This is a genomic window from Pseudomonas sp. FYR_5, from assembly GCF_043106315.1.
Taxonomy (GTDB): domain Bacteria; phylum Pseudomonadota; class Gammaproteobacteria; order Pseudomonadales; family Pseudomonadaceae; genus Aquipseudomonas; species Aquipseudomonas putida_Y.
Genome location: NZ_JBICMK010000083.1, coordinates 1 through 12,861 on the forward strand (window position 1 = coordinate 1; position 12,861 = coordinate 12,861).

The window sequence follows — 12,861 nt, forward strand, 5'->3', positions numbered from 1 at the left end:
GGCCGGGCCGCGTCGCCTTGTAGGAGCGGGTTTACCCGCGAAGAGGCCGGGCCGCGTTGCCTTGTAGGAGCGGGTTTACCCGCGAAGAGGCCGGCACAGGCAATACCGATTATCGAGCTACAGCCCCTTCCCCAGGCCGCCCACCCACCACAAACCACAGCGGCCACAGCGCCAACGCCCCCGCCACCCCCGCCGCCAGGGCAAAATGCAGCAAGCTGGCACCGGCGCCAATCATCGCTAGCAGCGCCCCTCCGAGCCCGAGCAGGGCAATGGTGATCATCCCCAGCATGGCCGAAACCAGACCCTTGCTCTGTTCACTGGAGAACAGCGTCATGCGGTACAGCACCGCATTGGCCACGCCCAACCCCAGCGCATACAGCGACATGCCCGCCACCAGGCTGGTCACGCTCGGCCAGTACCAGGTCGCCAGCACCATCAGGCACAGGCCGGCCAGGTATGGCCAGAGCGCGCCACGCACCAAGGCTGGCAGCGGATAGCGGTCAGCAATACGGTTGATGATCAGGTTACCGAGGATCAGCCCGCCAAACACCGGCAACTGCCACAAGGCATACTCCAGGGTACTCAACCCCTCATCGTGAATCAGCAGCACCGGCGACAGACCGATCCAGCCAATCAGCGGTAAGCCGACCAACCCAAGGGCAGCGCTGCCTGCAACGAAGCGGCGGTTGGCCAGCAACTGGCCATAGCCCGCCAACAGTGGCAGCAGGTGAATCGGCGTGAATGCCAGCCGCGAACCGTCACGGCGCTCCACCCCCAGGGTTTCCGGCATGAGGCGGTACAACAGCAGCCAGGCCAGCACCGCGCCGATGGCGAACGCCACGAACAGCCAGCGCCAGTCCAGCCATTGCAGCAGCAGAGTGCCCACCAGCGGTCCGAGCAAGGGCGACAGCAAGGCGATGTTGGCCAGCAGGGCCATCATGCGTACGGCATCAGCCTCGCTGAAAGCCTCGTTCAGGGCCGGGTAGCTGACAGTGACCACAAAACCCAGGCCAATGCCCTGCAAAAGGCGCAACAGGTTGAACAGGCCGATGCCCTGGACCCAGAAGGTAGCCAGGCAGGCCAGGCCAAAGAATGCGCAGCCAACCAGCAGCAGCGGGCGCCGTCCATAGCGGTCGGCCAGCGGGCCGATCAGCCATTGCAGTACCACGCCCCCCAGCAGGTACAGGTTGAGGGCATGGGGTATGTATTCAGGGCTGGCGTCGAGGTCGCCGACCACGACCGGCATGGCCGGCATGACCGCGTCGCTGGCCAGGTAGGTCAGCAGTTCGAACAGGGCCAAGGTCAGGCCGAACAGCAAGGCGCGCAGAGGGGTGATATACAGCAGTGGTTTCATGATGGCGTATCGGGTGTGGCAGGCGGGGTCAGGCTATATGCCAGAAATTGTTGGAAGTTGCTGTGAACAAGTGTAATCAAGGTAGGAAAAAAACCGGGGCCGCTTTGCGGCCCCAGCTTTGACGCGGTATTACTGCGTTGCAGTCTCCTGCACCACACGAATGACCCGCTGCGGAAACGGAATGTCGATCCCTTCGGCCTTCAAGCGGTCACGCGCATACTCGTTGAGCATGAACATCACGTCCCAGTAATCGGAGGTCTTGGTCCACAAGCGCAGCGATACGGTGATCGAGCTGTCGCCCAGCGTCGACACGACCGCCTGCGGTGCCGGGTCTTGCAGGACGCGTGGGTCCTTTGCCAGCTCCAGCAACACATTGCGGGCCGTCTGCAGGTCGGCCTCGTAGTCAACGCCCACATCGAACACCACCTTGCGCGTCGGCTGACGGTTGGTGTTGGTAATGATGCCGTTGGACAGGCTGCCATTGGGCATGATGACCGTCTTGTTGTCAGCGGTGCGCAGCACGGTGTGGAAGATCTGGATACTGTCGACGGTGCCGGCAACGCCCTGTGCTTCGATCCAGTCACCGATACGGAACGGGCGGAACATCAGAATCAGCACACCACCGGCGAAGTTCGCCAGGCTGCCCTGCAAGGCCAGGCCGATGGCCAGGCCTGCAGCACCGATGGCGGCGACGAACGAGGTGGTCTCGATGCCGATCATCGAGGCCACACTGACCAACAGCAGCACCTTCAGCACGATGTTTGCCAGAGAGCTGATGAAGCCCTGCAGCGCCAGGTCGGCGTTGCGCAGGCCAACGAGCCTGCCGAGGCGGGCGCTGACCTTGTTGATGATCCACCAGCCAACCGCCAGGGTGAGCAGTGCCAGCAGCACACGGCTGCCGTATTCCATGATCAAAGGGATCCACGTCTGGGATTGGCGGACGAGCTGATCGACCTCAGCGTTCAAATCCATATTCATCTCCTGATGCCGAGCGGCAAGTACACGGTAGAACAGGCCGCGCATGTAATTACGCAACCCCGGCCCCCATGGACATCATTTAGCCATCGGGGTTCCGGCCCCCGCATCAGTCGCGGAAGTTGTTGAACTGCAGCGGCATGTCGAATTCCTTGGTGCGCAGCAGGGCAATGGCTTCCTGCAGGTCGTCACGCTTCTTGCCGGTTACCCGTACCTGCTCACCCTGGATGGCGGCCTGTACTTTCAACTTGCCATCCTTGATGGTGGCAACGATCTTTTTCGCCAGGTCCTTGTCGATGCCTTCGCGGAACTTGGCTTCCTGTTTCTTTTCCTTGCCGGAGGCGTAAGGGTCCTTGGTTTCCAGGCACTTCACGTCGATCTTGCGCTTGACCAGTGCCAGGCGCAGGATTTCCAGCATCGCCTCGAGCTGGAACTCTTCCTCCGCGGTGAGCATCACGGTCTGCTCTTTGTCCTTGAACTCGAAGGTGCCTTTGCCCTTGAGGTCGTAGCGGCGGTCCAGTTCCTTGATGGCGTTGTCGACCGCGTTCTGCACTTCGTGCTTGTCCAGTTCCGATACCACGTCGAACGAAGGCATGGTGGTTCTCCCAAAATAAAAGCGCGCTCAGGCTGAAGATGGAGCGCGCTGGGTTTGAAGGTTAAAATGCGGGCTCATTATAACGGGTTGCGAAACGCATATGAGCAGCACCTGGCATATTCTCGGCGCCGGTAGCCTGGGCAGTCTGTGGGCCTGCCGCCTGGCACGCGCAGGCAAGGCCGTGCGCCTGATCCTGCGTGACGGGCAGCGGCTGCAGGCTTATCAGCAGGCCGGTGGCCTGTCCCTGGCCGAACAGGAGCAAACCCGGCACTACGCCATACCTGCCGAAACCGCGCAGGCGCAAGGCCCGATTCACCGCCTGCTGGTGGCCTGCAAAGCCTATGACGCTGCCCCGGCGATTGCCAGTGTAGCGCCGCGGTTGGCCGAAAGCGCCGAGGTGCTGCTGCTGCAGAATGGCCTGGGCAGTCAGGATGAAGTCGCCGACCTGGTGCCGCACGCTCGCTGCATCTTCGTCTCCAGCACCGAAGGCGCCTTCCGCGAGGGGGACTGGCAGGTGCGTTTTGCCGGCCATGGCTTCAACTGGCTGGGCGACCCAGGTAACCCCATGGTCCCCGCCTGGTTCGATGACCTGCACGAAGCCGGTATCCCCGCGGAATGGACAGTGGACATACTCACCCGACTGTGGCGCAAGCTGGCGCTTAATTGCGCCATCAACCCGCTGACCGTGCTTCACGATTGCCAGAATGGCGGGCTGCTGGGGCACCTGGGTGAAGTTCAGGCCCTGTGCGCCGAGCTGGCCCGACTGCTGCGCCGTTGCGGCCAGCCGCAAGCAGCCGAGGGGCTGGACGAAGAAGTGCAGCGGGTAATCCTGGCCACCGCAGCCAACTACTCTTCCATGTACCAGGACGTGCATGCAGGACGGCGCACCGAGTTGCACTACCTGCTCGGCCATGCTTGCCGTGCTGCCACCCGTCATGGCCTGCAGCTGCCGCAGCTGGAACACCTGCTGCAGCGCTTGGTCGAAAACCTGCGCGTGCGTGGCTTGCCCTGCGACTGACGCGGCCCTTCAACCGGATACGGACATTGCCTTGCCCATGACCTTGCGCCAACGCCTGGAAAACCTCCCGGTCGGGCAGAAGCTGCTGGCGGCCCTGCTGGTATTGCTGGTGACCATCTTGCTGGTGGCCAACCTCACCTTCATCAGCGCCGCCTACTGGATCACCCAGGAAAGCATGGCGCCGCAGGCCCTGCAGACCATCGGCCGGCTGGTGGCAAATCCACAGCTTGCAGCCCGCGCCGGCGACACCCCGGACACTGCCAATGCCCTGCTCAAGGAACTGGACAATTACACACCGCTGCGTGCCGCCGCCGTCTACGGTGGCGATGGGCGGATGCTGGCGCAGTTGCAGCATGGCGAGCCGCTGGCCCTGCCCAAGCGTTTTCGCAACATCGACGGCTGGCGCCTGATGGAGTTTCGCAACACTCAGTTGATCCGCATCCCCCGCGATGCCAACCCACCGGCACACTTGCTACTGGTGGCCAGCAGCGAACTGCCCATGGCCTTCTACACCGGCACACTCAGCGCCAGCCTGGGCATCCTGGTGTTCAGTGTCCTGCTATGGATCGTCATCGCCCGGCAGATCAAGCGCCTGATCACACAACCGATCAACCAGCTTGAGGAACTCAGCCGCCAGGTTACCCGCGAAGAGAGCTATGCCTTGCGCGCCCAGCGCGGCAACGACGATGAGATCGGCAGCCTGGCCGAGGCCTTCAACACCATGCTGTCGCGCATCGAGGCCCGCGAGCAGCAGCTCAAGAGCGCCCGCGACGAGTTCCAGAGCGCCTACGACCAGGCTCAGGGCCTTGCCGAGGAAACCCGCCACACCAACCGCAAGCTGGAACTGGAAGTACAGGTACGCAGCAAGATCGAGAAAAAACTCACCGGTTTCCAGAACTACCTCAACAGCATCATCGACTCGATGCCCTCGGCACTGATTGCCCTCGACGAACAGCTTTACGTGACCCAATGGAACCACGAAGCCACGGTGCTTTCCGGCACGCCACTGGACGAGGCACTCAACCAGCCGGTGTTCATTGCATTCGAGCCGCTGAAGCCGTTCCTCCCGCAACTGAAGGAAACCGTGGAAAAACATCGAGTGGCGAAGATCGAGCGGGTAACCTGGCCCAAGGGCGACGACCTGCGCCACTACGCCCTGACCTTCTACCCACTGACCGGCGGCGGCGGGCGCGGCGTGGTCATTCGTATCGACGACATCACCCAACGCCTGTCATTGGAAGAGATGATGGTGCAGTCGGAAAAAATGCTCTCGGTCGGCGGCCTGGCTGCCGGCATGGCGCACGAAATCAACAACCCGCTGGGCGCTATCCTGCACAATGTGCAGAACATTCGCCGGCGCCTGTCGTCCGACCTGCCGCGCAACCAGGAACAGGCCGAAGAGCTGGGCATCGACCTGGCCACGATCAACCGCTACCTGGACAGCCGCGAGGTGCCGCAACTGCTCGACGGCATTCAGCAGGCCGGCGCCCGGGCGGCGAAGATCGTCACCCACATGCTCAGTTTCAGCCGCCGCAGCAACCGCCAACTGGTGCCATGTGAACTGCCGGCACTGATTGATCAGGCGCTTGAAATTGCCGGCAATGACTTCGACCTGGCCATAGGCTTCGACTTCAAGGGTCAAGCCATCGTGCGCCAGTTCGACCCCGACCTGGGGCCGGTGCCCTGCACCGCCAACGAGCTGGAACAAGTACTGCTCAACTTGCTGAAGAACGCGGCCCAGGCCATCCACCAACGCCCGCAACCCAGCGAGCCCGGGCGCATCACACTGCGCACACGGCTGAACCCGCCATGGGCGGAAATCCAGGTCGAGGACAACGGCGTCGGCATGCCCGAGGCAGTGCGCAAGCGCACCTTCGAGCCGTTCTTCACCACCAAGGAAATCGGCCAGGGCACCGGGCTGGGCCTGTCAGTCTCGTACTTCATCATCACCAATAACCACAAGGGGCAGATGGAAGTGCAATCCACGCCAGGCCAGGGCACCTGCTTTACCCTGCGCCTGCCCCTCAGCCAGCCGACAGCGGCGGCGCCGACCAGAACGGAGCAATGATATGGGCTACCGCCTTTCGAAAATCTATACCCGCACCGGCGACAAAGGCGAAACCGGCCTGGGCGACGGCCGTCGGGTGCCCAAGGACCACCCGCGGATCGAAGCGATTGGCGAGGTGGACAGCCTGAACAGCCAGTTGGGGTTGCTGCTGGCGGGGCTCGCCGAGCACGGGCTGAATGAGGTGGCCACAGTACTGGCGCCGTGTCAGCACCGCTTGTTCGACCTGGGCGGCGAGCTGGCGATGCCCAGTTACCAGGCGTTGAACCTGGCGGAAGTGGAACGCCTGGAGGCGGCCATCGATGTGTGGAACGAAGAACTGGGGCCGCTGAAGAACTTCATTCTGCCCAGTGGTTCGGCGCTGGTGGCGCAGGCGCATGTGTGCCGCAGCCTGGCGCGCAGTGCAGAGCGCCGGTGTCAGCAGTTGAATGCCGTGGAGCCACTGGAAGGCGTTGGGATGACGTATATCAACCGGCTTTCCGATCTATTGTTCGTGGCGGCGCGGATCATCGGGCGGCGCCAGGGGGTGGCTGAGGTTTTGTGGCAGCCCGCCGAGAAACCCAAAGGCTGATACTTCTGGGGCTGCTTTGCAGCCCCTTCGCGGGCTTGACCGCTCCCACAGGTTTCGAGCAGGCTTGAAGCTTGTGAGTTTCCTGCGGGAGCGGGCAAGCCCGCGAAGGGGCCCCGCAGCGGCCCCTGTCACAGGGGACTCAAACCTCGGGCCAGAACGCCCGGATCCCGGCTACACCCTGTGCCCCCGCTTCCCAGGCCTGCTCGCGCTCACTCGGCCCTACCCCACCCAGCAGATACACCGGTTTGTTGAACCCGGCAATCACGCGCTGCGCCTCATCCCAGCCCAGCGGCACCGCATCCGGATGAGTCTGGGTTGCCTGCACTGGCGACAGGGTGACAAAGTCCACGCCCATCTGCTCAGCCAGCGCCAGCTCCTCGGCACTGTGGCAGGACGCGGCCAACCAGCGTTCCTTGGGGAACGGCCGGCCCCTGGCAGCGTACTTGCGCAGTTGCGCGGCCGTCAGGTGCCAACCGGCCGCCGGGAAATCACCCAGCCATTCCAGTGGCCCTTTAAGCATCAACTGCGCCTTGCCCGCACACAGCCCGACCGCATCCACGGCCACGTCGCGGTACTTGGGATCGTACATGTCCGGGGCACGCAACTGGATCAGGCGAATGCCATTGGCCACCGACTTCTGGATGCCCTTGAGCAGCTGCGGCACCTCCAGGCCATCCGGGGTGATCAGGTACTGGTCCGGCAGGCGCGCAGCGGCGATGATCGGCTTGTTGGCCTCAGGGAATTCGTACTGCGGCAAATCGCGCGGGGCAACCCATTCCAGCGGCTGGCCTTCGGCACCATGGGGTTCGCCAGTGAACGCCTCGACTTCGCGCACGTCCAGCAGCACCTGCTTGTCCGGGTAGTCATGGCTGACCTTGATCAGCGCACGCGACCGGCTTACCTCGATACCCAGCTCCTCGCGCAACTCGCGGGCAAGCGCCGCTTCGACGCTTTCGCCTTCTTCCACCTTGCCACCGGGGAACTCCCACAAGCCGCCCTGGTGCTGGGTGTCGGCACGGCGTGCGATCAGAATACGGCCATCAGCACCGCGAATGACGGCCGCTACTACATGAATCCGTTTCACGCTTTACGCTCCTCCAGGCCTGCCTGTTGCCATGCCTGGAAGGCTGGCCACTGATAAATGGTCTCGATGTAGGCTGCCGCCTCAGCAGGGACTTCTACGCGGTAGGTGCGCAGGCGCACCGCCACCGGGGCAAAGAAGGCATCGGCCAGGCTTGGCTTGCCGAACAGGAACGGGCCGCTGTCCTTGGACATCAGACGGCATTCGGACCACAACGCAACGATACGGTCGATGTCGATTTGTACGTCCAGCGGCACGCTTTCCAGCGCCTGGTCGCGCGACAAGTCGAACGGCATGGCGCCGCGCAGGGCAAAAAAGCCGCTATGCATCTGCGCACAGGCCGAACGGGCCTGGGCACGCGCGGCCACATCGGCAGGCCACAGCTGGGCTTCGGGGTGGCGTTCGTTGAGGTATTCGGCAATGGCCAGCGAGTCAGCGATCACACCGTGCTCGGTCTTGAGCAGCGGTACCTTGCCGGTGGCGGAGTACGCGAGAATGCGCTGACGGGTATCAGGCTGGTTCAGCTTGATCAGGGTTTCTTCGTAGGGTATGCCAGCCAGCTCGAGGGCCAGGGCGCCACGCAGCGACCAGGAGGAGTACAGCTTGTCGCCGATGATCAGGTGATAGCTCATGGTTCGGCTCCATCAGGTTTGCATTGCAAAACCCGCAGGCCGCTGCGCGGCCTTTCGCGGGCAAGCCCGCTCCTACAGGGACCGCACCGCTCCTGCAGGCATTGCAACACCTGTGGGAGCGGGCGTGCCCGCGAAGAGGCTTTCGGATCAGTAGATCAGGTACGGTACTCGGCGTTGATCTTCACGTACTCGTGGGACAGGTCGGTCGTCCAGATGGTTTCGCTGCACTGGCCACGGCCCAGTTCGATTCGGATGGTAATCTCTTCCTGGGCCATCACTGCCGAACCCTGCGCCTCGGTATAGCTCGGGCTGCGGCCGCCTTGGCTCGCAATGCAAACGTTGTCCAGGTAAACATCGATCAGGCTCACATCCAACTCCGGTACGCCGGCACGGCCTACGGCGGCAAGGATACGGCCCCAGTTCGGGTCGGAGGCGAACAGCGCGGTCTTGATCAGCGGCGAGTGGGCCACGGCGTAGCCGACATCCAGGCACTCCTGGTGGTTGCCACCACCGTTGACCTGCACGGTCACGAACTTGGTCGCGCCTTCGCCGTCACGGACGATGGCCTGGGCCACTTCCATGCACACTTCGAACACGGCCTTTTTCAACGCTTCGAAGAGCGCGCCACTGGCTTCGGTCACTTCCGGCAGGTCAGCCTTGCCGGTAGCGATCAGCATGCAGCAATCGTTGGTCGAGGTGTCACCATCGATCGTGATGCGGTTGAACGACTTGTTGGCGCCGTCCAGCATCAGGTCCTTGAGAACCTTCGGTGCCACCTTGGCGTCGGTGGCGATGTAACCCAGCATGGTCGCCATGTTCGGGCGGATCATGCCTGCCCCCTTGCTGATGCCGGTGACGGTAACGGTCACGCCATCGTGCTGGAACTGGCGGCTGGCCCCCTTGGGCAGGGTGTCGGTGGTCATGATGCCGGTAGCGGCCTCAGCCCAGTTGTTTTCCGACAGGTTGTCGAGCGCGGCCTGCAGCGCGCCTTCGATCTTCTCGACCGGCAGCGGCTCACCGATCACGCCGGTGGAAAACGGCAGTACCGACTCGGCCGGTACGCCAGCCAGTTCGGCCAGCTTGGCGCAGGTACGCTCGGCGGCGGCCAGGCCCGGCGCGCCGGTGCCGGCGTTGGCGTTACCTGTGTTGGTCAGCAGGTAGCGCACGGTGCCCTGTACACGCTGCTTGGACAGGATCACCGGCGCGGCGCAGAAGGCGTTGAGGGTGAACACACCCGCCACGCTGGAGCCTTCGGCACAGCGCATGACCACCACATCCTTGCGCCCCGGGCGCTTGATACCGGCAGAAGCGATACCGAGTTCAAAACCCGGAACCGGGTGCAGGGTGGGCAAAGGACCAAGACCAACAGCCATTAGAGCGCTCCTAGAAAAAACGATGATTTCGAAAAAGGGGCCGCTTCGCGCCCCATCGCGACACAAGGCCGCTCCCACAAGGATCGCGCCCGTTCATGGACGAGCGCGGCACCTGTGGGAGCGGCCTTGTGTCGCGAAAGGGCCGCAAAGCGGCCCCAGGCTTGTACAACGTAAGGTTCAGATCACTCGATCTGACCATGGCAATGCTTGAACTTCTTGCCCGAACCGCACCAGCACGGCTCGTTGCGGCCCAGCTTCTGGTCATTGCGTACTGGCGCCGAGGCTACCGCTACTTCGGCTCCCTCTTCGCTCAACTGCTCACTTTCCAGGCCGGATACGGCGGCGTGCTGGAATTGCATGCGGCTAGCCAGCTCTTCAGCCTCGCGGCGCAGGCGGGCTTCTTCTTCGGCCGGGTCTTCGCGGCGCACCTGTACGTGCGACAGCACGCGGATGGTGTCGCGCTTGATCGACTCCAACAGTTCCTGGAACAGGCTGAACGACTCGCGCTTGTACTCCTGCTTCGGGTTCTTCTGCGCATAACCACGCAGGTGAATACCGTGACGCAGGTGGTCCATGGTCGACAGGTGGTCTTTCCACAGGTCGTCCAGCACGCGCAGCAGAATCTGCTTCTCGAAGGTTCGCAGGGCCTCGAGACCAGCCTGGTCTTCCTTCTCGTTGTAGGCAGCGGTGATCTCGCTCAGCAGCTTCTCGCGCAAGGTCTCTTCGTAGAGGTGGTCGTCCTCGTCGAGCCATTGCTGGATCGGCAACTTGATGGCGAAATCGCTGGCCAGCGAAGCCTCCAGGCCGGCTACGTCCCACTGCTCTGGCAGCGACTGCGGCGGAATGTGCTGGCTGATGGTAGCGTCCAGTACTTCCTTGCGGAATTCGACGATGGTGTCGCCAATGTTATCGGCAGCCAGCAGACTGTTGCGCATGTGGTAGATCACCTTGCGCTGCTCGTTGGCGACGTCGTCATATTCGAGCAATTGCTTACGAATATCGAAGTTGCGGCCTTCGACCTTGCGCTGGGCTTTCTCGATAGCGTTGGTGACCATGCGGTGCTCGATGGCCTCGCCCGACTGCATGCCCAGTGCCTTCATGAAGTTCTTCACCCGGTCAGAGGCGAAGATGCGCATCAGGCTGTCTTCCAGCGACAGGTAGAAGCGGCTGGAACCCGGGTCGCCCTGGCGACCGGAGCGGCCACGCAACTGGTTGTCGATACGGCGCGACTCGTGGCGCTCGGAAGCGATTACATGCAGGCCACCCGTTTCGATCACTTGCTGGTGACGCTTCTGCCAGTCGGCCTTGATCTGGGCGATCTGCTCGGCGGTCGGGTTTTCCAGGGCAGCCACTTCGGCTTCCCAGTTACCGCCCAGCAGGATGTCGGTACCACGGCCAGCCATGTTGGTGGCGATGGTCAGTGCACCTGGCGCACCTGCTTGCGCGATGATCTCGGCTTCCTTCTCGTGATACTTGGCGTTGAGCACCTTGTGGTCGATACCTTCCTTTTTCAGGAGGTTGGACATGTGCTCGGAAGTTTCAATGGTCGCGGTACCCACCAGCACCGGGCGGCCCAGCTTCATGCTTTCCTTGATGTCGGCGATGATCGCGGCGTATTTCTCGTCAGCGGTCAGGTACACCAGGTCGTTGTAGTCCTTACGCGCCAGCGGCTTGTTCGGCGGAATGACCATCACGTTCAGACCATAGATCGACTGGAACTCGAACGCTTCGGTGTCGGCGGTACCGGTCATGCCGGACAGCTTGGTGTACAGGCGGAAGTAGTTCTGGAAGGTAGTCGAAGCCAGGGTCTGGCTCTCGGCCTGGATGTTCAGGTTCTCTTTTGCCTCGATGGCCTGGTGCAGGCCCTCGGACAGGCGACGACCCGGCATGGTACGGCCGGTGTGTTCGTCGATCAGCAGAACCTGGCCGTCCTGGACAATGTACTCGACATTGCGGTGGAACAGCTTGTGTGCACGAAGACCGGCGTAGACGTGTGTCAGCAAGCCCAGGTTGTGCGCGGAGTACAGGCTCTCACCTTCGGCCAGCAGGCCCGCCTGGGCCAGCATCTCTTCGATGAACTGGTGACCGGCTTCGTTCAGCTCGACCTGGCGGCTCTTCTCGTCGATGCTGAAGTGGCCTTCCTGGGTGACCTGGCCTTCGACCTCTTCGATGTGCTGGGTGAGGCGCGGGATCAGGCGGTTGATCTCGATGTACAGCTTGGAGCTGTCCTCGGCCTGACCGGAAATGATCAGCGGGGTACGCGCTTCGTCGATGAGGATGGAGTCGACTTCGTCGATCACGGCGAAGTTCAGTTCACGCTGGAACTTCTCGTCCTGGCTGAACGCCATGTTGTCGCGCAGGTAGTCGAAACCGAACTCGTTGTTGGTGCCGTAGGTGATGTCGGCGGCATAGGCGGCGCGCTTTTCTTCCGGCGGCTGGAAGGCCGAAACGATACCGACCGACAGACCGAGGAATTCGTACAGCGGGCGCATCCAGTTGGCGTCACGGCGCGCCAGGTAGTCGTTGACGGTGACCACGTGCACGCCCTTGCCGGACAATGCATTGAGGTAGACGGCCAGGGTACCGACCAAGGTCTTGCCTTCACCGGTGCGCATTTCTGCGATCATGCCCTCGTGCAGGGTCATGCCGCCGATCAACTGCACATCGAAATGGCGCATGCCCATTACGCGCTTGCCGGCCTCGCGGGCCACGGCGAAGGCTTCGGGCAGCAATTGGTCCAGTGTCTCGCCTTTGGCCAGGCGCTCTTTGAACTCTACGGTCTTGCCCCGCAGTTGTTCGTCGGAGAGGGCCACCATCTTCTCTTCGAAGGCATTGACGATACTCACCGTCTTGAGCATGCGTTTGACTTCACGCTCGTTCTTGCTTCCAAAAAGTTTTTTTAACAAAGGCGCAAACATATCGGCAGGATCTTCCACACGTAGGGATGGAGGGCGGCCCCGTGAGTCGCCCGTGCAGCCCATAGGCCGCATGCGAACGAGCATTCTACCCGGAAACGATGGTGAGGAAAGTGGTGGATTTCCACGATGCTGATACAGCGTTTTGGCAGGGGCCTGTTTTAGATAGGGGCATTTTCCCTGAGTTCAAGGCTTGGCAACATGAAAGCTATCGAGAACCAGTCTTGTCTTTGGCTGCCGGTGCCGGCCTCTTCGCGGGTGAACCCGCTCGAGGTATTGATA

At 62.4% G+C, this 12,861-nt stretch carries 10 protein-coding genes; 3 read left to right on the plus strand and 7 right to left on the minus strand.

Annotated features, from left to right (window positions below):
* Nucleotides 1–109: 109 nt before the first annotated feature.
* The 3 genes from ACF8RA_RS14265 to ACF8RA_RS14275 all read right to left on the minus strand — a co-directional run bounded on the left by ACF8RA_RS14265 (nt 110) and on the right by ACF8RA_RS14275 (nt 2,924).
* Nucleotides 110–1,354 carry an MFS transporter gene (locus ACF8RA_RS14265; protein ID WP_176682624.1) on the minus strand — a complete coding sequence of 415 codons (1,245 nt, stop codon included), beginning with the start codon at nt 1,352–1,354 and terminating at the stop codon, nt 110–112.
* A gap of 129 nt (nt 1,355–1,483) precedes the next feature.
* Nucleotides 1,484–2,326, minus strand: a complete 843-nt coding sequence (locus ACF8RA_RS14270) for a mechanosensitive ion channel family protein (protein WP_176682623.1) — start codon at nt 2,324–2,326, stop codon at nt 1,484–1,486.
* A gap of 112 nt (nt 2,327–2,438) precedes the next feature.
* On the minus strand, nt 2,439–2,924 hold the full coding sequence (locus tag ACF8RA_RS14275; RefSeq protein WP_003251890.1) for a YajQ family cyclic di-GMP-binding protein: 486 nt from the start codon (nt 2,922–2,924) through the stop codon (nt 2,439–2,441).
* A 100-nt stretch (nt 2,925–3,024) separates the two neighbouring features.
* Here ACF8RA_RS14275 and ACF8RA_RS14280 point away from each other — a divergent pair, with 100 nt between their 5' ends.
* From ACF8RA_RS14280 to ACF8RA_RS14290, 3 genes are read left to right on the plus strand one after another with little or no spacing between them, the layout of a single operon-like run.
* Nucleotides 3,025–3,942, plus strand: coding sequence for a putative 2-dehydropantoate 2-reductase (locus ACF8RA_RS14280; RefSeq protein WP_176682621.1), 918 nt, complete (start codon nt 3,025–3,027; stop codon nt 3,940–3,942).
* 37 nt (nt 3,943–3,979) lie between these two features.
* Nucleotides 3,980–6,010, plus strand: a complete 2,031-nt coding sequence (locus tag ACF8RA_RS14285; protein WP_176682792.1) for an ATP-binding protein — start codon at nt 3,980–3,982, stop codon at nt 6,008–6,010.
* Between the two features lies 1 nt (nt 6,011).
* Nucleotides 6,012–6,578, plus strand: a complete 567-nt coding sequence (locus tag ACF8RA_RS14290) for a cob(I)yrinic acid a,c-diamide adenosyltransferase (RefSeq protein ID WP_176682620.1) — start codon at nt 6,012–6,014, stop codon at nt 6,576–6,578.
* Nucleotides 6,579–6,717: 139 nt separating this feature from the next.
* Here ACF8RA_RS14290 and ACF8RA_RS14295 read toward each other — a convergent pair whose 3' ends face one another.
* From ACF8RA_RS14295 to secA, 4 genes are all read right to left on the minus strand, one after another.
* Nucleotides 6,718–7,662, minus strand: coding sequence for a Nudix family hydrolase (locus ACF8RA_RS14295; protein ID WP_392519269.1), 945 nt, complete (start codon nt 7,660–7,662; stop codon nt 6,718–6,720).
* A complete protein-coding gene (locus tag ACF8RA_RS14300; RefSeq protein ID WP_176682618.1) occupies nt 7,659–8,291 on the minus strand; it encodes a glutathione S-transferase family protein in 633 nt (210 codons plus the stop codon). The genes ACF8RA_RS14295 and ACF8RA_RS14300 overlap by 4 nt, the downstream gene beginning before the upstream one ends.
* Before the next feature lie 155 nt (nt 8,292–8,446).
* The gene (gene argJ, locus ACF8RA_RS14305; RefSeq protein ID WP_021785812.1) at nt 8,447–9,664 is read right to left on the minus strand and encodes a bifunctional glutamate N-acetyltransferase/amino-acid acetyltransferase ArgJ; all 1,218 of its coding nucleotides are present in this window, start codon (nt 9,662–9,664) and stop codon (nt 8,447–8,449) included.
* 182 nt (nt 9,665–9,846) lie between these two features.
* Nucleotides 9,847–12,582 (minus strand): preprotein translocase subunit SecA, encoded by a 2,736-nt coding sequence (secA, locus tag ACF8RA_RS14310; protein ID WP_176682617.1) that lies wholly within the window; start codon nt 12,580–12,582, stop codon nt 9,847–9,849.
* Between the last annotated feature and the right edge of the window lie 279 nt (nt 12,583–12,861).

Coding starts and splice junctions, on each gene's coding strand:
- ACF8RA_RS14270 (WP_176682623.1), bottom strand. CDS start 2,326: ATGGATTTGAACGCTGAGGTCGATCAGCTCGTCCGCCAATCCCAGACG.
- ACF8RA_RS14280 (WP_176682621.1), top strand. CDS start 3,025: ATGAGCAGCACCTGGCATATTCTCGGCGCCGGTAGCCTGGGCAGTCTG.
- ACF8RA_RS14300 (WP_176682618.1), bottom strand. CDS start 8,291: ATGAGCTATCACCTGATCATCGGCGACAAGCTGTACTCCTCCTGGTCG.
- secA (WP_176682617.1), bottom strand. CDS start 12,582: ATGTTTGCGCCTTTGTTAAAAAAACTTTTTGGAAGCAAGAACGAGCGT.
- ACF8RA_RS14285 (WP_176682792.1), top strand. CDS start 3,980: ATGACCTTGCGCCAACGCCTGGAAAACCTCCCGGTCGGGCAGAAGCTG.
- ACF8RA_RS14290 (WP_176682620.1), top strand. CDS start 6,012: ATGGGCTACCGCCTTTCGAAAATCTATACCCGCACCGGCGACAAAGGC.
- ACF8RA_RS14275 (WP_003251890.1), bottom strand. CDS start 2,924: ATGCCTTCGTTCGACGTGGTATCGGAACTGGACAAGCACGAAGTGCAG.
- ACF8RA_RS14265 (WP_176682624.1), bottom strand. CDS start 1,354: ATGAAACCACTGCTGTATATCACCCCTCTGCGCGCCTTGCTGTTCGGC.
- argJ (WP_021785812.1), bottom strand. CDS start 9,664: ATGGCTGTTGGTCTTGGTCCTTTGCCCACCCTGCACCCGGTTCCGGGT.